The 19,317-nt window shown below is 66.2% G+C and carries 20 protein-coding genes; 11 read left to right on the forward strand and 9 right to left on the reverse strand.

Translation table 11 applies throughout. The features are described 5' to 3' along the window. The first annotated feature begins 142 nt into the window (after positions 1–142). The 4 genes from ABIR17_RS04395 (at position 143) to ABIR17_RS04410 (ending at position 5,193) form a co-directional block, all read left to right on the forward strand. Complete coding sequence (locus tag ABIR17_RS04395) at positions 143–1,453, forward strand: DUF2510 domain-containing protein (protein WP_348003144.1); 1,311 nt, start codon at positions 143–145, stop codon at positions 1,451–1,453. A gap of 180 nt (positions 1,454–1,633) precedes the next feature. Next, positions 1,634–2,716, forward strand: a complete 1,083-nt coding sequence (locus tag ABIR17_RS04400; RefSeq protein ID WP_348003145.1) for a DUF2510 domain-containing protein — start codon at positions 1,634–1,636, stop codon at positions 2,714–2,716. A gap of 42 nt (positions 2,717–2,758) precedes the next feature. Beyond that, entirely contained in the window at positions 2,759–3,469 is a 711-nt protein-coding gene (locus ABIR17_RS04405) for a histidine phosphatase family protein (protein WP_348003146.1), read from the forward strand. 50 nt (positions 3,470–3,519) lie between these two features. Further along, positions 3,520–5,193: an N-6 DNA methylase gene (locus ABIR17_RS04410; protein ID WP_348003147.1), complete on the forward strand. Its 1,674-nt coding sequence runs from the start codon at positions 3,520–3,522 to the stop codon at positions 5,191–5,193. Here ABIR17_RS04410 and ABIR17_RS04415 read toward each other — a convergent pair. Further along, positions 5,109–5,870 (reverse strand): hypothetical protein, encoded by a 762-nt coding sequence (locus ABIR17_RS04415; RefSeq protein WP_348003148.1) that lies wholly within the window; start codon positions 5,868–5,870, stop codon positions 5,109–5,111. The genes ABIR17_RS04410 and ABIR17_RS04415 overlap by 85 nt on opposite strands. A gap of 97 nt (positions 5,871–5,967) precedes the next feature. On the opposite strand from ABIR17_RS04415, the gene ABIR17_RS04420 reads away from it, so the two are divergent. Continuing rightward, entirely contained in the window at positions 5,968–6,189 is a 222-nt protein-coding gene (locus tag ABIR17_RS04420) for a hypothetical protein (RefSeq protein WP_348003149.1), read from the forward strand. On the opposite strand, the gene ABIR17_RS04425 is transcribed toward ABIR17_RS04420, so the two are convergent. From ABIR17_RS04425 to ABIR17_RS04435, 3 genes are all read right to left on the reverse strand, one after another. Next, the gene (locus tag ABIR17_RS04425; RefSeq protein ID WP_348003150.1) at positions 6,186–6,554 is read right to left on the reverse strand and encodes a hypothetical protein; all 369 of its coding nucleotides are present in this window, start codon (positions 6,552–6,554) and stop codon (positions 6,186–6,188) included. The genes ABIR17_RS04420 and ABIR17_RS04425 overlap by 4 nt on opposite strands. Before the next feature lie 117 nt (positions 6,555–6,671). Next, a complete protein-coding gene (locus ABIR17_RS04430; protein WP_348003151.1) occupies positions 6,672–7,754 on the reverse strand; it encodes an ice-binding family protein in 1,083 nt (360 codons plus the stop codon). Between the two features lie 338 nt (positions 7,755–8,092). Continuing rightward, positions 8,093–8,914 (reverse strand): site-specific DNA-methyltransferase, encoded by an 822-nt coding sequence (locus ABIR17_RS04435; protein ID WP_348003273.1) that lies wholly within the window; start codon positions 8,912–8,914, stop codon positions 8,093–8,095. 467 nt (positions 8,915–9,381) lie between these two features. Here ABIR17_RS04435 and ABIR17_RS04440 point away from each other — a divergent pair, with 467 nt between their 5' ends. Both ABIR17_RS04440 and ABIR17_RS04445 read left to right on the forward strand, forming a co-directional pair. After that, complete coding sequence (locus ABIR17_RS04440) at positions 9,382–10,095, forward strand: DUF4352 domain-containing protein (protein WP_348003152.1); 714 nt, start codon at positions 9,382–9,384, stop codon at positions 10,093–10,095. Positions 10,096–10,226: 131 nt separating this feature from the next. Then, positions 10,227–10,655, forward strand: a complete 429-nt coding sequence (locus tag ABIR17_RS04445; protein ID WP_348003153.1) for a cupin domain-containing protein — start codon at positions 10,227–10,229, stop codon at positions 10,653–10,655. A gap of 1 nt (position 10,656) precedes the next feature. Here the strand turns inward: ABIR17_RS04445 and ABIR17_RS04450 are convergent, their stop codons facing one another. Both ABIR17_RS04450 and ABIR17_RS04455 read right to left on the reverse strand, forming a co-directional pair. Continuing rightward, positions 10,657–12,060, reverse strand: a complete 1,404-nt coding sequence (locus ABIR17_RS04450; protein ID WP_348003154.1) for a DUF222 domain-containing protein — start codon at positions 12,058–12,060, stop codon at positions 10,657–10,659. Positions 12,061–12,210: 150 nt separating this feature from the next. Further along, the gene (locus ABIR17_RS04455; RefSeq protein WP_348003155.1) at positions 12,211–12,750 is read right to left on the reverse strand and encodes a YaeQ family protein; all 540 of its coding nucleotides are present in this window, start codon (positions 12,748–12,750) and stop codon (positions 12,211–12,213) included. 40 nt (positions 12,751–12,790) lie between these two features. Here ABIR17_RS04455 and ABIR17_RS04460 point away from each other — a divergent pair, with 40 nt between their 5' ends. The 4 genes from ABIR17_RS04460 to ABIR17_RS04475 all read left to right on the forward strand — a co-directional run bounded on the left by ABIR17_RS04460 (position 12,791) and on the right by ABIR17_RS04475 (position 16,614). Continuing rightward, complete coding sequence (locus tag ABIR17_RS04460) at positions 12,791–14,143, forward strand: glycoside-pentoside-hexuronide (GPH):cation symporter (RefSeq protein ID WP_348003156.1); 1,353 nt, start codon at positions 12,791–12,793, stop codon at positions 14,141–14,143. Further along, positions 14,143–15,810, forward strand: coding sequence for a glycoside hydrolase family 36 protein (locus tag ABIR17_RS04465; protein WP_348003157.1), 1,668 nt, complete (start codon positions 14,143–14,145; stop codon positions 15,808–15,810). Before ABIR17_RS04460 ends, ABIR17_RS04465 begins: the two co-directional genes overlap by 1 nt. 142 nt (positions 15,811–15,952) lie before the next feature. Then, positions 15,953–16,282, forward strand: a complete 330-nt coding sequence (locus tag ABIR17_RS04470) for a nucleotidyltransferase domain-containing protein (RefSeq protein ID WP_348003158.1) — start codon at positions 15,953–15,955, stop codon at positions 16,280–16,282. After that, positions 16,279–16,614 carry a DUF86 domain-containing protein gene (locus ABIR17_RS04475; protein ID WP_348003159.1) on the forward strand — a complete coding sequence of 112 codons (336 nt, stop codon included), beginning with the start codon at positions 16,279–16,281 and terminating at the stop codon, positions 16,612–16,614. Before ABIR17_RS04470 ends, ABIR17_RS04475 begins: the two co-directional genes overlap by 4 nt. Before the next feature lie 61 nt (positions 16,615–16,675). On the opposite strand, the gene ABIR17_RS04480 is transcribed toward ABIR17_RS04475, so the two are convergent. The 3 genes from ABIR17_RS04480 to ABIR17_RS04490 form a co-directional block, all read right to left on the reverse strand. After that, positions 16,676–17,569, reverse strand: coding sequence for an ADP-ribosylglycohydrolase family protein (locus tag ABIR17_RS04480; RefSeq protein WP_348003160.1), 894 nt, complete (start codon positions 17,567–17,569; stop codon positions 16,676–16,678). A 20-nt stretch (positions 17,570–17,589) separates the two neighbouring features. Continuing rightward, positions 17,590–17,937 (reverse strand): hypothetical protein, encoded by a 348-nt coding sequence (locus ABIR17_RS04485; protein ID WP_348003161.1) that lies wholly within the window; start codon positions 17,935–17,937, stop codon positions 17,590–17,592. 588 nt (positions 17,938–18,525) lie between these two features. Beyond that, positions 18,526–19,311 (reverse strand): DUF3883 domain-containing protein, encoded by a 786-nt coding sequence (locus ABIR17_RS04490; RefSeq protein ID WP_348003162.1) that lies wholly within the window; start codon positions 19,309–19,311, stop codon positions 18,526–18,528. Between the last annotated feature and the right edge of the window lie 6 nt (positions 19,312–19,317).

The following is a 19,317-nucleotide window of genomic DNA, read 5'->3' on the forward strand; positions in this document are numbered from 1 at the left end:
CCCTGTTCGGTCGGGGTCGCCCCTCTGCGGGTGTCCCCTGGTCGGGGTAGACGAACCGGGTACCCCCGGGAGGCCCCACCGCTTAGAATCAGCTGTGAATCCCGACTTTTTCGGGCAGTCAGGGACGTGAAGGAGCGCAGTCGTGGCAGACGACGACGTCCGCGTTCCTGCGGGATGGTACCCCGATCCTCTCGGGTTACCGCAACTGCGATGGTGGGACAACCACTCGTGGACCGAACACACTTCGGATGCCCGTCAGCCCATGGTTTCGCAGCCGTTGCGGGCGCAAAGCGCTCCGATGGAGCAGGTGGCGGCTCTGCCTCCCCGGCTCGCGTTTGCCGACGATCTTCCGTTCGCGGACGACCTTCCCTTTGCCGACGATCTCATCGACCTCGAGGACACCCAGCTGTACTTCGAGGAGCCCCTCTACACCGGCGCGACCGACCTGCCGTCGCGGCGAGCGCTGCGCGAACAGGAGCGCCTGGCCCACGACGATGACGTCGTTCGCGACCGCGCGGGCGACTCGCCGCGCTTCGCCGAGCCGCTGAGCGAACTTGAGGCACCGACGCGAGGGCACGAGATCGCGACCGAGATGTCGCCTGCGGCGCGCGCCGCCCAGAGCTCCCCTGTCGATGATGCCCCGCGCACGATGCGCTACGACCTCGACGAACAACACGAAGATCTGTTGGGCGAGCCGTCCATGCCGCGCTCGTCGTTCCAGCACGCGTCGTCGTCAACGACAACGTTCATCCCCGAGTTTGCGCCGGAGCGCGCCTACGGGACGAGCCCCGCTGGGGACGCCGGCTACGGACACCGTCGAACGACGCTCACCGCGGCACCATCGACAAGTACCGTGCCGGGCTGGATCTTGACCCTCATCCCGGCCTACATGTTGCTCATCGCGATGCTCATCCTGCTGAGCGGCCCAGACGCGTCGTTCGCCCCGTTCGCTCTCGGGATCGTTCTTGGCGTGCCCTGGATCGCGGGCGTCGTACTCGCAGCCCTCGATCGGCGCCGCCTGCTCAGCACCGGGATGACCTCCCCCGCACATTGGGCGTGGGCCTTCCTTGGCGCTCCCGTGTACCTCGTGGCGAGGCTTGTGGCGACGGTTCGCGAAGCCGGAACCGGCTTCGCGCCGGTGCTCACCTACCTCGTGCTGGGGCTGTTCACCATCGGCGCGATCGTCGCCGTTCCGGGTTTGGTGATGGAACTCGCGCCTTCGACGTTCTCGGCAGAGGCCGAACGGTCGGTCACTCTGGACGCCAGCTCGATCGGCGCTCAGCTCACGATCGACTGCCCCGAAACTCCTCCGCTGCTGGTCCAGCAGTCGTTCACCTGCGTCGCCAAGAACGCCGCCGGAGAGCAGTTCAATGTGCTCGTCAGCCTCCAGCGATCCAATGGTTGGATCGACTGGCGCGTCGACGACTGGGGCGTTTTCTCGATCGGCAACTGAGCCACCCGGCTCTGAACGGTGCGTGAGCGCGATGTCGACACACCCGAACTGGGTTCAGCGCCCCACAGCCCAGGTACCTAGACTGAGGCCACCCACTGCACCATCCGTGACCTGCACCGCCCTTCTATTACCCATCACAGAAGCGTCCCCAACCGACGCGCTGTCCAGAAGGAGAACGGCTTGACCTACGAGGCGACCCGCGTCGTCCCCGCGGGCTGGTACGAAGACCCGGCCTCGAGCGCCCACGTGCGCTGGTGGAATGGTCTGGCCTGGACCGAGCACACGACGCTCAAGCCGACGGCGCCGCCTCGCCCACAGCAGCCGGTCGCCGAACAACGCTACGGCGATGGATTTACTCACCAGCAGAACCAGCAAGGCTGGCTGAGCGACCACACCGATGGTCAGCACGCCACGAGCGACCAGGGGTCGACCGCACCCGATGCTGTCGATGCCGGCCAGGCCGCATCCACCGCTGCTCGCATCGCCGAAGCCCGCGCCCTCGAGCGCCAGTACGGCATCAGCACCGAAGAGCACGACGTCATCGTGCGCTCGGCGACGGAAGGCTCGGCCCAGGATGCCAGTGCTGGCCTGTACGGCGCCAGCGACGCCACCTCCAGATCTCGCGGCACCTCGAACTGGCACGCCGAACCCGAAAGCCCCGAACCCTCGGCGCGGCGCACGGCAACCGCCTCGTCGTGGCTTATCGCGCTCTACCCGGTTCTGACCCTGGTCGCGGCGATCGCGGCCGCCTACGTCGCCTTCTACATCTCCCCTGAACCCGCCGTCGCCGGCATCCCGGTCGTCGCGGGTCTGGTGCTCGTTCCCTACCTGCTCTGCCTCATTTGGGCGTTCGTGGATGCCAGCCGCCTGAAGTCGCTCGGCCACTCGCCCGCGAGCGGGGCCTTCGCGATTCTCGGCCCGCTGGTCTACCTGATCGCGCGCCGGGTGCGCGTGAAAGGTGTCGGCCCGCTGATCGCGTTGATCCTCCTGACGCTGGCTTCGGTTGCTGTTCCGGCGGTCGCCATTTCGTCGGGTGCCACGGCACCGCTCGCCAAGGCTCTCGAGGTTCAGCAGACGATCCGCGCCGACTTGGTCGGCTCGGGGCGGCTCGCGTCGGTCAGCTGCCCGATCTCTGTCGAGAGCATCCAACCGGGAACCCTGTACACCTGCGACGGAACGCTGGCCGACGGCACGGCTAAAACGGTGTGGGTCAGCATCGACACCAGCGCCGGCGGCTTCTCGTACGCGCTGGCCGTCAAGTAGCCTGCCCACTGGTTCAAGCGCCCGGCATAGGCTGAGGTCGACATGCGGATTCTCTTCATCAGGCACGGCCAGACTCAGGCCAACGTGGATGGCGCCCTCGAGACAGCCACCCCCGGCCCCGGCCTGACCTCCCTCGGCACCCGTCAGGCCGAAGCCGTGCCCGCCGCGCTCGGCGATGCCGGAATCTCCGCGATCTACGTCTCGAAGTTGCGTCGCACGCACGAGACCGCCGCCCCACTTGCCGCCGCCCTCGGTCTGACCCCGATCGAGTTGCCGGGTCTGCATGAGATCGAAGCGGGATCGCTTGAGGGCCTGAGCGACCTCGAGTCGGTGCGCGGATACATGGGGACTGTGTTCGGCTGGGGTGAGGGACATCTCGATCGCGCGATGCCCGGCGGACTCGACGGCACCGCATTCTTCTCGCGCTTCGACGCGGATGTCGCCCACATCGTCGCCAGCCACGCGGCCGACGACACCGTTGTGGTTGTCAGTCACGGTGCAGCAATCCGGGTCTGGACCGGCAGCCGCGTCGCCAACCTCGGCGAAGAGTTCACCGCCGAGAATCGCCTCGACAACACCGCGGTCGTCGTCGTTGACGGTTCGCCGGAATCCGGCTGGACCGCGCTCTCCTGGGGTGGGGTACCGATCGGCGGCGCCGCCTTGAACGACCCCGGTGCTGAGGATGTCATTGGCGAAACCGTGGACGAACCCGCTGCTGAGACATCCACCGCTAAGACATCCACCGAGTCCTGAGCGCGGCGCGCGTCCCTGAGCGAGTCGGGGGTGCGTTCTACGGTGAGGGGATGACCCGGCGCCTGCTCTTCGCACGTGCAGAACTGGTTGCCGAGTCGATCGAATCCCGCGGCATCCAGAGCACCTGGCATTCGCTCGTCGCCACTCATGCGTCCCGGGTCGCTGAAACCCGTGTCACTGAAACCCGGGCGCTTCCGTCGCTGACAGCGATCCTCAGCGACCTCCCGCTGCGGGATGCGGCGTTCGCCGATGACCTTCTCGACGGCCTCACGATGAGTGAAATCGGGGTGCTCTACGAGTTTTCGCTGGCCCACGTCGACCGCGGCAGCCGTAAGTCGTCGGGCCAGTTCTTCACCCCCGACGACGTCGCGCAGTTTCTCGCCGCTCGTGCCGCGCGGTTTCCGGCCGGCGTCTGGATCGACCCGTGCTGCGGCGTCGGCAACCTGTCGTACTGGCTCGCGCGCGAGCAACCCGATCCTGACCGTTTCGTCGCGACCTCGCTCGTGCTCGTCGACCGCGACCCGCTCGCCCTCCTGATCGCCTGCGTGCTGCTCACGGTCGAGTTTGAACGAGAGCGCCCGATCTACCTCGCCGTCGTCGGCCGTTCACGAGTAGCCGACGCGCTCACCGACGAGCTTCCCGAGTACGACTACGCGATCCTCAATCCGCCCTACGTCGTCGTGCCGCGTGACGACCGGTTTGCCTCAGCCGAGTCACGCGACCTGTACGCGTACTTCATCGAACGGATGCTGCGCGCCGGCGACCGCGAACGTCGGGGCATCGTCGCGATCTGCCCGCAGAGTTTCACGACCGGGGCGAAGTTCACGACCTTTCGCCAGCTACTCGTTCGGCGTCTTGCCACGATGGATGTCTACTGCTTCGACAATGTGCCCGACAACGTGTTTCGCGGCATCAAGTTCGGGTCGCAGAACAGCAACCGGGTCAACTCGACCCGTGCGGCGGTGCTCGTCGGCACGGCGCGGGTCAGCGGCGATGCTGACGGCGAGCAGGCGCTGCCGAACCGGCACCGCATCACCCCGCTGCTGAGATGGCGCTCGCACGAGCGGGCGGAGCTATTCGAGCGGGCGGATGACTTCCTCTCGCCCCTGCAACCGGATGCCGAGCGCGCATTCCCCAAGGTTGGGGCAGACCTGGTGCCGCTGCACCGCGAGATGGTGGCGGTCGAGGCCACCTTGGCCGACATCACGTCCCGAGAGTGGACGGCGTTTCACCTCGATATTCCGATGACGCCGCGCTACTTTCTGTCGGCGGTGAAGCGCTCCCTCGATCGCGGCCACGTTCACCGCCTCTACTTTCCGACATCCCTCGCGCGGGATCGCGCCTACGTGGTGCTGAACTCCTCTCTCGCCTACTGGTGGTGGCGGGTTTACGAGGGCGGCATCACGGTGTCGAAGTCCACGCTCGCGTCGCTGCCGCTGCCGATCGCCTCAGCCCGCCGAAGCCTGGTGGTGGAGATCGAGAAGTCAGAGCACGAGAACGTCGTCGTCAAACAGAACGCCGGCCGCCGCAACGAGAACGTCAAACATCACTGGCGTCTGCTGCGTGAGCTGAATCGGGTGGTGGCTCCCGAGTACGTCGAGCACCTCATGGCGGTGCATCAGAACTCGAATATCGCGATCTACAGCGAGGCGAACAATTCGTCGAGCGAACTGAGGTCGGTCATCAGGACGCCGGCCGACGCCGCCATCTCGCGGTCGAGTTGAGACACCGGGTCGCCGAGTAACACCACCGCTCTCGTCGAGTCGTGCATCGCCGACAGTCGGGTGCGGTATTCGATGACTTGGCCCAGAGCGAGCCGGGCCTGTTGGCGATGGTTCGAGGGATTCGCGCTCTTCACCTCGACGACAACCACGGTGCCGTCGATCTCCCAGGCGAGATCGAAGTCGGGCTCCCCAGACCCCGGCGATCGCGGGCTGTACCCGGCAGCCCGAACGACCTCCGCCAGGGCAGACTCGAGCCGCTGATGCGCGCGAGTGGCTTCGTCGAGAGCATCCCAGTTGCGCACCAGTTCGGTGGGCGCTGCCGCGATACCTCCGGTTCGAGGGCGGTATTCGACTCCGAGCCCCGCCGCATTCGCCTTGGTCGCACTGGACTCCCCTGCGCGACGCTCGAGCGCCTCAATCATGTGGTTGAGGCCCGACAGGGTGACGGTCGATCCCCTCGACCAATGTTCGGCATCCCAACTCAACCCGGCTGCCTCGACCACTCGGCGGGCGCGTTCGGGCATCGAACCATCGTTCGACAGCCCGAGTCGCGCTGTCGCGGCGTCGAACAGGACCGACGAAACCGAACTGCCGACACCGATCTGTTCGTTCGTTCCGAGAATTTCGTTGAGGCGTCGAATGGCGTCTTCTTTGAGAGCGCTCGCGGTGAAGGCCATGTGCGCGACCTTAGCGAGAGTTACGGCACACCCGGCAGAACTGGACCATGAGGCGGCCGACACAGGTACGGTATTCGAAACCGAGGGGGAACGGATCATGGGACGACACAGCATGGACACGCACAGCGAGGTCGGCGATCAGGTCGAAGACGACGAGGTGGTCGAGGCAGAGGTGGTCGACCCGGAGTTGCTGAAGACAGAGCTGCTCGAGCCAGAGTTGCTGGAGCCAGAGTTGCTCGACCCCGAGTTGCCGCCAGCCCCGGGCTCGCACCGGGCAACCGGGCCGTTTGATGTGACGGGCTCGGCCGAGGACAGCTAGCGAGACTCCCGCCGGCGCGCCGCCGCTCCCCCGACATACTGTCGCGCGAGCGTGACGCCGACGAGCACCAACCCCAGCAACACTCCGAACGGGGTGAGCGTGCCGAACACGATCCCCGCGTTCTGATTACCCTGCACGAGCTGCTCGGGTGTTGCGATCGACACCGCCCACGATCGACCGAGGAGCGCGAGGGCGACCAAGAAGACGAGCAGCAGCATCCCGATCAGGAAGCCACCCCAACGCCGCGAGACGAGTCCGATGACGAGCCCGGCGATCGCCATGCCCGCCGCGAGCGGCACGAACAGCCCCAGGATGAGGCTCGCCGCTGGCAGCGCGATGATCACGATCAGATCTATCGGGTTCACGCCGCCACGCTAACCCCACACCCGTGGGATTCCGTCGGGGCGCACAGGTGAGTCGCCGCTCCCCCGAGCGGCGACCCCTGGGCGATCCAGCCCCCCGGCTGGACTACCGCAACCCGTTCAATCCCGCGCGAGCGCAGCGCGGCGACGGGGGACTACAACAAGACGGGGGACGACAACAACCAGAGTTCCGGTGATCAGCAGAAGCAGCGCTGCGATGATCGACGGCACCATGGTGGTTTGGGCGTCGACACCGGTGGAGGCGAGGACCTGAGGTGCACTGAAGATGCGACTCGCACCGTGGCTGCCAGCGTTGCGGCTACCACTCGATCCGCTCGTGCTCGTCGTTCCATCCGTGCCGCCGGTCCCGGATCCACCGGTCCCGCCGGTACCACCCGATTCCTCAGCGGCGATTCGCTCCGTCGAGGTCTGACGCACGCACGGTGATCCCATGGTGATCAGGTTGTTGTCGAGGGTTACGGCACCGGCGTTGGTGGCCCCGGCCAGCAGTTGTCCCTGAATCGTGGCGCCGGTGAGCGCCGAGATGGAAGTCGCGGCAACGACGGTGCCGACGAACGTGGCGTTAGTCCCGATTGTCGCGGAACTGCCCACCTGCCAGTAGACGTTGCACGACTGGGCGCCTCCGACGAGGAGCACGACGCTGTTGGAGCCGACGGTCAGTGATCCGGTGGATGCCTGGAAGATCCAGACGTCGTCAGCCGCTCCCGAAAGAGTAATGGTGCCGTCGAGCAGCAGATCGCTTGCCGACTGGTACACACCCGGTCCGTACGGGAGAGGGTTGGCTGCGAGATTGGTCGTGCCAACGACGTCTGTTGCTGCCGTGTTGGCAAGAATGACGTAGGCAATGTTGAGGTCGGCGTCGGCAGTTGTGGCAGCCGTGTCGTTGACGTGGATGTCGCCGCCGACCTGAATGTCGCCGAGCTGCTGGTCGGTTCCAGGCGTCAGCCCCACGTTTCCTTCGACCTGGGTGCCGTGCGTCGCGGTGTCAGTGATCGTGTCCGACGCGATCACCGAGTAGTCCTCGGCTGAACCGAGAAAGTCGTCATCACCCGGTTCTGCCGCGCTGGCGGCGAGCGGAGCGAAAAGGATGGCAGATCCGACAGCGAGCATCGTGCCAACTGCAATGAGCAGCGGACGACGAGAGCGTTTGGCTGTCGCGGGTACGGAAATGTCGTAGGGCATTGTGCAAGCCGGCTTTCTCAGTGGGTGTTGAACACCGGACAAGAGCAGCAAGGCTTGGGGCCTACGGGGGAAGCAGCTGATGAAATGGCGTCCCGAGGAGGGGACGCCGCGATGGGTATGACAGTCTGCGAATCACGGGGATCGCTCGGTTCGCGATCTCTTAATCGCGAATGCGCCCTTATCGGGCCACGCGGAGCGACCGCCGGTCTCACGGACCGATGATCGACAAGTTGGGAGGAATCCCAACCTTCGGCTTACTTATGCTCGCAGAGAGCACCTAGACGAAACGGTACACCCACAGGCTAGTGGGATACGAACCTGTGAGAAATGGGAAAAGCTCACAGGTTCAGAAACCCGGCTTTCAGCAGTCGCGCCCGCGACATCTCGAAATACTCGGGGTTGAGTTCGATCCCGGCGAATCGGCGCTGCAGAGATCCGGCGACCAGGGCCGTTGTGCCCGAGCCCAGAAACGGATCCATCACCAAGTCGCCCGGCTCGCTGCCGAGGGCCACACACGGCTCCACCAGAGTCGAAGGAAACGTGGCGAAGTGACCGCTCGCCTCCCCCACCCGCTGAGTCGGCACATCCCACACCGTCCGCAGCCGGCGATCGTTCGGTCCTCGCACCGCATCGACGTCGTACCGGTAGTGCTCCGACTTGGTGAGCAGAAAAACGGTTTCGTGTGAGCGAGTGGGTCGGTCACGCACCGACTCGGGCTGGGCGTTCGGCTTGTTCCAGATGATCTCCGAGCGGAGGTACCAGCCGCGTTCTTGCAGAGCGAAGGCGAGTCGCCACGGCACCCCGATGAGATCTTTCGACTTCAGTCCCTCGGGGGTCCCGGGCCGCGTCGACATCGCGCGCGCGACGTTCTTCTTGTCGGGGGCACGCCAGGTGCGCCCGCCGGATGTGTACGAGTCGCCGATGTTCAGCCAAAGAGTTCCGTCGTCACGCAGCACGCGCTGCACGTCGTCGAAGAGCTCGGCAACTCGGTCGATGAAGTCGAAGACGGATGCCTCGAGCCCGACCTGACCGCCGATGCCGTAGTCGCGCAGCGACCAGTACGGCGGGCTCGTGACGACGGTCTGCACGACCTTGCTCGGCATCGCTCTCAGCACCGCCTGTGCATCACCCTGCACCAGCACCGACTCGTCGGCGAGCATCCCGTAGCTGCTCGAGTCGTCGTGAGTGATGGCCCGAAACTCGGGGCGCTTGATCGGGACAGCCGGCACTCGATGGAGGCTACCGTGCGGCAAACGGCAGCCTCAGAACCGCGCTCGGCCCCGAGCAAAATGTGTTCTCCCATAAGGGATTCGCGGTCCAAATCGACCCGCAATTTGCCACTACCCCCACACGGGGGTCAACCCCCCAATCCGGGGGGCATCCGGGGGTAGAACGACCGGTGTACGGTGCCGGTAAGTACCTGGATATCGCTCTCACCAGCGGGATGCCAGGGATCGTCCATGGGGGGCGAAATCGAAAGATGGGAACGGGCATCATGACGACAACTCTCACATCACCCAAGCCGCGGACTACGCCGGAACAGGCGCAGCCCACTGGGGTCGAACCGAACAGGGTCGAACCGAACAGGGTCGAACCGAACGAACAACCCCGCGGGAACACGATCGGGATGGTCGCGCTCGGCCTCGGCATCCTCGGGTTCCTGCTCGCGATCTTCCTGATAACGGCTGGCCTTGCCTGGATGCTGCTGATCCCCGCGATCGCGCTCGCAATCGTCGGGCTCATCCAGCCGAAGCGCCGTCGGGGAGTCGCCATCGCGGCGCTCACCGTCGGGGTGATCGGACTCCTGCTGTCGTTCGTCGGCTTTCGGCTTCCGGCCGGCACCGGTGCGGGCACCGAGGTTCTGAACAATGACGGGGTCAACCCGTTCTCGGTCTTCACCGGACCGCTTCCCGGCCAGACGGTTGGCGGCAACCCGGTCACCGGTGGAGGCACCCCGGTCACGGGGACCAACGCCGACGGGTTGACCGTCACGGTGAGTTCGGTTGACTGCCACGCGCCTCTGGCGAGTGTTACCGGCCTCAACATCACCGGCAACGTCTGCGCTGTGACCCTCACGGCCACCAACAATGGCAACGACCTCGTCACCATCGACAGCTCGAACATCACGGCCAACGCTGACGGCGCGAACCTGCTGGCAAGTGTCGACCTCGGCGAGGGTCCGGTACTGAGTGCCGAGCTCAATCCGGGCGACTCCACGACGGGGTTGATTTACGTCAACGTGCCCAACGGCACCGGCCTCGACGGCTTGTCGGTCAACGCCGGAAACACCGGCGGCGACCTGTTGAACCTCAATCTCGGCGGCCTGACCAACGGGGGTTGAGTCAGTCCGTCGCTCCCAAAGAGTGGTCGGTGAGCCTTCGGGTTTGCCGGCCACTCGTCTGTTTCTGAGGGGCTCTGTGCCTGAGGGGCTCTCTGTGCTCGGGGGCTGTCTTTTGCTGCGACGATGAATGGATGACCGACATCCAGATCCTCGAGTTGGGCGCCATCGACACTTGGCGCGACTTCTTCGGCGGTTTCCGCCCCGAAAGCTACCGCGACGGCCGCCGAGTCGTCGACCACGAACTGCCGATGCAATACATCGGGATGACGTCGAACGCCTACGAACCCGGCGAGTCCGCGGGGTACTGGCACGCACACTCTGACATCGAGGAGCTCTACGTGTTTCTCACCGGCCGCGGCGAGATGGGTCTGGATGACCAGGTCGTGCCCGTCGGACCCGGAACCGCAGTGCGCGTGGGTCAGGGCGTCATGCGCACCTGGCGCTGTGTGCCCGACAGCCCGGAAGCGCTCACCTGGTTCTGCATCCGTGCCGGCGGCGGCGCACTCGACCGTCTGCCATCCGACTCCACTCGGGATGCCGACCGCCCGATGCCCTGGTAGGTCACCCCGTGAGCTCTCGCTGCGCATCGGGTTGTCGCCGTGAGAGGTGCGCCCGCATCGCGCGCGACTTGGTCTCGAGCATCGCGCCGATTTTGGCCGATCCGTCGGGTGGCTCGAGCCAGTAGCGTCCGGCCCGCAGAATGATCCGCCATCCTTCGTTGTGTAGTCGCAAATGGTGGTGACGGCAGAGGAGGATTCCGCGGGCGACGTCGGTGCGGCCGTCATCGCGGGCCCAGTGATCGATGTGGTGCGCCTCGGTCCAGGATGGGGGCCGTTCACAGGTGGGCCACATGCATCCGCCGTCGCGAACCGCGAGAGCCACCCGCTGTCGTGAGGAGTACAGCCGCTGCTCGCGCCCGAGATCGAGAACGTTGCCGACCGAGTCCACGAGCACCGACTGCGTGCCATTCGCGCACGCGACCCGCTCGATGGTCGCCCGCGAAAAACTCTCGCCCGATCCTTCGGCATAGCCGTGACCGGTCGGCGATTCGAGCGCCTCGGCGGACACAATGATCCGAACCGAGGGGGTCGCGGATCCGATCAGTACGTTCTGGTCGACCGACGCCGACTGGCGGAGCAGTTCTGCAAACGAGTCGGACGCGATCTGCTCGACCGTGCGCTCATCCCGCTCGAGCTCTGACGCCCGCGCCGCCTTCTCGGAGTCCACGAAACGCGGACCACCGCGACGCGGTGAGGTCGCGCGGTCGTAGATGTCATCGACGATGCCGGCCGTCTCGGGGTCGTAGTCCCAGATGATCCGCTTCATCCCGTCGCGAAGATCGATGCGCCGCAGCGATCGACGCAGGCGCAGAACGTTCTCCCGATCGGCTACGCCCGCCTCGTCGAGTTCGTCGCGCACTTCGCGAGCCCGCTTGCGCAGCCGGTCGGGATCGAGCAGTCGCGCCTCGTCGCACAGCAGTTCTGCGGCACGCGCGAGAAGACCCTCGTCAACCCGGCCAGCGCTCATCGAGCCGGCGTCGTCCGCTCCGAATCCGCCGAGCCCACCTCGGATGGCGTCTGCAGCTTCGACAGACACGGAGCCCGCCGCCACTCCGCTCGCGACGACAGCGAAAGGCCCGACCTGATCGGTGAGCTTTCCGACGCGGACGGCGGTAGCGGCATCCCGACCCGTGACCTTCATCGTGGTGGTCAGCAGTTCTTCGACGGTGCGAGCGCCCTGCCGGCGGGCTAGCCCGGCGCCGCCCAGTTCCGGACGAGAGCGGTGCGCGATCTGGCCTGCCGCGAGCGCGCTGTGGGCACCGGCCAGCCGCGTGATCTCGGCCACGACGCGGGACACATCGAGCAACTCCGAGTCGGCAGCAGCCGCGTAGTCGCCCGCCACCCGCGGCACCTCGCGCAGCGACCGAAGCGCTGCGTCGAGGGCGGGAAGGGTGGCGAAGGTCATGGGATCAATCCTTTCTGATCCCATTCTCGCCGATCGAACAAATCTTCGAAAGTACCAGAAGTCGGCGCGCGGCGGCCTGTGGAGGACTCGCAAAGCCCGGCGCGAAGTCTCCGGTGCGAGTCTCACCACCCGATCGAGCATCGCGGTAGCTCACCCCAGGTGACGCACGTGCACCGCTGAACTCAGCACAGTGCCGTTTACGTCGAGATACAGCTGCCCCTCGATGACCGACACGTTGAGCACGGTGCGCCGTTCGAGCGCCGCGACTGCGGCATCCACAAATCCGGCGTCGAAACTGTGCAACGTGATCTGCTCCAACTGATGGATGCGTTTGCCCGCCCACGCGCCGATCACCTTCTCCGGATCGCGGTGCGTGTAGATCGTCGTGCGGTCGGCCAGTTTGCTGGCGTAGTGCAACCGGTCGGCATCGGGGGCGCCCACCTCGATCCAGGTGGTGAGTTTGCCGGTCAGGTCTCGCACGAGCACCGCCGGTTCATCCGTCGACGAGACACCCTCGCTGAAGGTGATCCCCTCCACGTATTCGAGGCAGTACGCGAGCACGCGCGTCACCATGTAGGCGTCCGACTCGGACGGGTGACGCGCGACCCGGAGGGCGAGATCTTCGTACACTCCGCGATCCACGTCGGCCAGCTGCACGGCGAAGTTGTACATCACTGCGCCGGCTGCCACGCGTCCGACCCTATCCTGGCGGGGTGAGCGAGATTCAACGATGATCAGCTGGAACACGAAGCTTGCCTACGGCGTCGGCGCCCTCGGCAGCAACATCATCTACGGCTTCGTGGTGACCTACCTCGCGGTGTATTACACCGACGTTGCCGGCATCGCGGCGGGGACGGCCGCCATCCTGTTCCTCGTGGTGCGCAGTATCGACGCGCTGCTGGATCCGGTGATGGGCCTCATCGTCGACCGCACGAAAACGCGCTGGGGGCGGTTCAGGCCCTACCTGCTGGTTGTGCCGCCGATCCTCACGATCACGACCGTGCTCGCCTTCTCGCTGCCTGTTCAGCAGGGCGCGCTCACCCTCGGACTCGCGTACCTGACCTACCTGCTGTGGAGCCTCTCGTACACGGCGACCGACGTGCCCTACTGGTCGATGTCGGCTGTGTTGACGATGGATGCCCGCGACCGCACGTCTCTCGTCATGGTGCCGCGCACTCTCGCGAGTGTTGGCGCGATCGGCGTCAACATCATCACCCTCCCCCTCGTCGTGCTCTTCGCCTCGCTGTTCGCGGCGGGCCAGGTGACCGCGGGGTGGCAGACGGTTGCCCTTCTCTACGGGGTTGTCGCGCTCGCGCTGATCTGGGTGACGTTCTTCCGGGTGCGCGAACCCGCCATCGTGCCGGGCGCGAGGGCGGCGACGCACTACGGCCTCCCCCAAATGCTGCGCCTGTTCGCGAGCAACCGGCCCCTGCAACTGCTGCTGGTGACGATGCTGTTCACCGAGGCCGCGCTCACCCTGCGCAGCGTCGTGCCGGTCTACTACATGACCTACAACTTCGGCTCGGCGGCGCTCGTGCCGGCGTTCCTCGGCATCTTCGCCATCACCGCGGTCATCGGGTCGCTGCTGAGCCCGCTGCTCGCCCGCCTCTGGGGCAAGCGCCGGGCCGCGTTCGTCGGCATCGCCCTCACCGCCGTCACTTCGGTGGGCGCCTGGCTGACCGGCTACTCCGACCTCGCGCCGATCCTCGCCTGGATCGGGGTCGCCGGGCTCGGGTTCGGCGTGACCAACATCGCGCTCGTCTCGATGCTCTCCGACACCGTGGAGTTCGGCCAGTGGCGCACCGGCCGCCGCACCGAGGGGCTCATCTTCTCGAGCAACATCTTCAAGTCGAAGGTGGCCTCCGCCCTCGGAACGTCCGCGGCGCTCGCCCTGCTGGCCGTGTTCGGTTACGTCGCCGGGGTGCCGCAGAACACGGCGACTCAGGATGGCATCCACCTGACGGTCACGCTGGTTCCGGGAATCATCGGCGCGCTCGGCGCCATTCCGCTGATCTGGTACCGGCTCGACGAGAAGCGGCACGGCGAAATCGTGGCGGAACTCGAAACCAGGGAAACGGTCTGATGATCTCTTGGCAGCTCGGCGTGCGCGCGGAGTCGGGAGTGCACGTCATCACGGAGCCCGGCACCAACGCTGGCCTCACCCTCCGCACCGGCGGCACCGGCCTCTCCGCGGGTGACGGCGACTTCTGGATCGAGGTGACCGCAGGCGAGCATCAGGTCGACCTCGACTACCTCGTCGTGACGTTCCCCGCCGAAGTCGAACTCGGCGACCTGGTCTGGCTCAACGGGTACCAGAGCTGGTCGGAGTCGGCCGTTCGCCCCCTCGGCCGCGGACGTCGCCCCCTCTTCTCACCCGCGCGGCTGCTGAAGCTGCACCTCATCGGCGACGACGTCATCGCACCCGCGCAACGGAACCGACGCGCCGAGGTGTCGCACGAGGTGCTCGCCGCGCAACCGTCCTCGGCGACGGGTGCGCCCGGGGCGCGGCTGTGGGCGTCACGTCTCGGCAGCGACGCCTTCACCATCCTCGAAGTGTCAGCCGGAAGCATCCGGGCCGTCATCGATGTCGCAGGTTGGCGTCTGGCGGCCGGTGAGTCCGCCCGCATCGCCTGGCTCGAGGCCCGCACGGGTGACACCGCACCCCACCTGCTGCGCGACTGGGCCGGGTCGCTCGCGACGGCGCGCGAGGTGCCCGCGATCACCGGCTGGACGAGCTGGTACCGCTACTACACCGACATCGACGCCGAGCGGCTGAGTGCCGAGATCGATGCGCTCGCGGCATCCGAGATCCGTTTCGACGTCTTCCAGATCGACGACGGATTCCAAGCGCAGATCGGCGACTGGCTCGACCCCAACCCCGGGTTTCCGAACGGCGTGGCGCCGCTCGCGAAACAGGCACGGGATGCCGGCATGCTGCCCGGACTCTGGATCGCCCCGTTCATCGTCTCGAAGCACAGTGCCGTCAGCCGCGAGCATCCGGACTGGGTTCTGCGCGACCGTCGTGGCCGCCGGGTGCCCGCCGGCTGGAATCCCGCCTGGAAGGGCGACTACTGGCTGCTCGATCTGGAACTCCCCGAGGTGCAGCACCACCTCGCCGAGGTCTTCCGCACGGCGCGCGACGACTGGGGTTTCGGCCTGTTCAAACTCGACTTTCTGTTCGCCGCCGCCCTCGACGACCGCCCCGGTGCAACCCGAGCCCAACGGATGCGTCGAGCGATGGAACTGCTGCGCGAATGGTGCGGCGACGCCGTCATCCTCGGCTGCGGTGTGCCGCTCGTGAGCGCTGCCGGTCTCGTCGACTACTGCCGCGTCGGCGCCGACGTCGAAGCCCGCTGGGAGAGCCCCCTGCGCCTGCTGAACTACCGCGAGCGCGCCTCAACGGTGTCGGCGCTGCGCAGCACCCTCGCACGCTCCTGGATGGACGGCACCTGGTTCGGAATCGATCCGGATGTCGTCATCCTGCGCACCACCGACACCCGACTGGATGACACCGAGCGTCGTGCACTGTTCACGATGAACTCCGCGCTGGGGTCTCTCGTATTTGTGAGTGACGACGTTGTGGGGTATGACGGGGAAACGGCTCGGCTGCTGGGGACGTGGGACCCACCGGGTGCGGCGCGCGTACTCGCTCACACGCAGGTGTCGGGGGTGGATCAGGTCGTCACCGATCGCGGGGTGCTGAGCGCGCGGCTCGGGCGCGACGGCGGGTGGGTGCGGGTCGACGGCTGAGCCGACGGCGCGTACTCGGCCGCCGGAAACCTCGGGCATCTCGAACCCACAATTGCTCACACGGCGAGCGCGAGCACCCGCAAGGCGCGCCACAACGTTGGCAGACCTTCGCGTAATTGGGGCCCCGCGATACCCTGGGCTCATGTCGTTCGCGGCCGCCTCACCCGAGACTCTCGCCCTCCGCGAGCTTCTCGACGCGCGGCGAGGCGACTTCCAATCGCTGCTGACGAAGTACGGCGCAACGAATCCGAAGCTGTTCGGCTCGGTCGCTCGGGGCACGGCGCACGAGGGCAGTGACATCGACATTGTGGTCGAGATGGATCCCGCTGACGGGAATCTGCTCATGCGCGCTTCCGGGCTCATGGAAGAGACCCGAACCCTCTTCGGCCGCGACGACATCGACATTTTCCCCGTGCAGCTGCTCAAGCACCCGGTCTCAGAGTCGGCGCTCGCAGACGCGATCTCCCTGTGACCCGCGAGACAGATCAGCGGGTCGCCGACATCCTTCAGGCGATCGACCGATGTCGGCGATTCGTCGACGCGTTCGACAGCGACGATCGGAACCTCGTTGACATGGCCGAGGATGCGGTAGAGCGCAACCTTCAGATCATCGGCGAGGCAGCGAACCATCTGCCGCCAGCGATCACCGAGGCCCACCCGGAAATCCCATGGCCGCAGAGCCGCGGCTTTCGGAACATCCTTGTGCACCATTACTTCGGGGTGGATGTCGCCACCGTGCGCGACGTGGTCGAAACGCACCTCCCGCCGCTCGCGGAAGCGCTGAGCGACGGCGCATCAGGGTAGTTGCCTAAGCGCCGTCCGGTCCCGATGTTGTCGCGAGCAAGGCTTGTCGCTGCAGGTCATCTCACCGCAACGACGGCCAGCCGTGGAGCACCTGCAACCACGCCGCCGGCACCCCGCTCAGCCCCTGACCTGCACCGGCGAGGGATCCCGCGATGGCCGCGACCGTGTCGGTGTCACCTCCACCTCGCACGGCCCGCTCCAGGATGTCGACCAGCGAGTCGCCGCGCGTGATCGCCGACCAGGCCCCCTGTAGTGCCTCGACCACCCAGCCGTTGTTCGCAAAGTCGCGGGGCCGCTTCGCTTCGGCGTCATCGATCCGCGCCGCCCACAGCGCCGCGCGATCCGCACGTAGAAGCGGCAGCCCCACCCGCGCATCCACCTCGCCGGTGCGCACCGCGTGCCGGATCGCGAGGCTCCACAGCACGCAGGCGTCGCCGGCATCCTGCTCAAAATGGGTGAGAGCACTGAGCGCCCGCGCGACCGCAGCGAGCTCAGGCTCCCGCCCGTCGTCGAGGTAACCCAACGCGACAGGCCCGGTGCGCATCAGCGACCCGTTGCCGCCGGAACGTCCCGACGCCTCGTGCACCCGCTGCGCCGACACCCGCGCCTCCGCAACGGTCGGTACGGTGAGACCCGCCAGCACCTGACGCGTCTGGATGCCGACATCCGGAGCCGTCTTCGCCCACGCCACCCACTCGGCAACGATGGCATCCTGCGTCGCCTGCGCCGCGAGGTCACGGCCCTGCGACAACGCCCGCAGAATCGGAATCGCCATGCTCGTGTCGTCGGTCCACTCCCCCGGTGCCCAGCCGAAGGAACCCCCACCCGCCATCCGCACGTCGACCGAATCGTCGAGCGGCGGGCCGAACTCGTAGCCCGCGCCGAGGGCATCACCCGCAGCTGATGCGACGACGGCCCCGATCGCGCGGTCCTGCTGTGCGGTGGCGAGCTTCACGCAGGGCAGGTTATCGCCCGCTAGGAGCGCACGAATCGCGCGGCGAGCAGGTCGGTCGTCGCGGCGACGTCCAGAAGCTGTGGGCCGGGGGCGGTCATGCGATCGATCAACTTCCGCGCCCACAGCACGTGGATGCCTCGCACCGAGACGTCGCCGCCGATGATCGGCCAGTCCGCATCGACGAAGCACAGAGCGCCGAACACGGGAAGGTCTCCGACAACCGCCTGCACCTCGGTAGCCTGCCACTCGGCACCCTCGATGAGCTTGGTCTTGTCGCGACCGCCGATGAAGAGACGTTCAACCCGCGGCCGGAACAGTCCGCCCTCGACGCGCTGCTGCGGGCGACCCTTGTACTTCTTGGCGTCCACAACCCAGATGCTTCGAGGCGCAGACCCATGAGGATGCGTGCGACTCGCAGATCACCAAACTTGGCGCAACGTAGCGCGAACTGCGTCCGAGAAGAGAAGTGCTGGAAAGACCCGCGAGGTGTGGCGTTGCCAACGGGATGGATGGCGCGGTGAATCTCCGAACGACCACGCAGAAATCTCCCGAGATTGCAGTTCTCCTATGACCCACTCGACCTGCGCTCGCTGATGGGCACGTGCAGGCCCGGATGGCTGGCTCGTACCCCAGGCGAGGAGCGCAACATCAGCTTGTTCCATCGCCCTCTCAAGCGGCTGGCGAGAAGCAACCCATGGTTGAAGATCACGACCTAGTGTTGATATTTGTCGCGTGTTGGACGTCGGCAATCCGAAGAGGTTCGCGACCACGATCGCATTCGCGCCGACGACCTCGGCGGCTTGTCTCACACGAGACATTGTGCGATCGCCAGATGTTGCAAGCGGCGGGGCCGCAAGCAGCGCGAGCAATCTCACCGGTGCTGCCCAAGGGCAGCACCGACCCCGCTCACCCAACCAAAGGTGCGACAGGGGTTGGCAAGATTTTCCGCCCTGTTTCTAGTCAGCAAAGACAAACTCGGCGGTCTCCCATCTGCTGCCGGTTCCGTCGAGTGGCGCCGAGGCAATTACATCTTGAGATTCCACGATGATGGGCCCATTTCCTTGAACCCACGTATGAAAACGATAGGCGCCGGCGAGTTTTACGCATGTCTCGTACTCCCCGCGCGAGAGGTGAAACCTTACGATCGAACTCACCGTGGACTTGACTTCGATGGCGAGCTGTCGCCAGACCCCATCGTCTACCTCCCACGATTGGATGTCGTAACCCGCCGAGTTGTCATCCAAACTTAGCCATCGCGGAAGATAAGGGCACCCGATCTGCGAGAGCCTGTCGAGCTCGTACTCAAGGGAACGCCGCTCTGCATCGCGTCCGAGCTCAAGGCGCCTGGCGTCTAGGTCGCCGCGGGCTCGTGCCGCCAATTGGTCCCACCACTCGATCGCCTCGACGCTGGGAACTGGGTCAAATAGCCCGCCGGCACGCAGGACCTGAAGGACGTCTGGCTCAAGCTGACTGGCGACCCGCTCGCGCCCCAGCGGCACGACCTGAAGCCAACCGGGAGGGTCCGCCTCGAGCAAATCCGTTACTAGACGGCGAATATCACTCTCGAAGTTGAGCAAGAGATTTGACGAGTCGACGACCGCGTCAAGTCGAACCGCAGCCTCATAGTCGTGGGCCGCGCGGACAACGTCCAGAAACGGAACATGCAACACCGCTTCGGCGACCGATTCCGAATTGGCCGAAGCAAACTCGCGAAGATACTTCAGCGCAGTGACCGCGCTCATGGAAAT

This window comes from Pseudolysinimonas sp. (genome assembly GCF_039912695.1).
Lineage (GTDB): Bacteria > Actinomycetota > Actinomycetes > Actinomycetales > Microbacteriaceae > Pseudolysinimonas_A.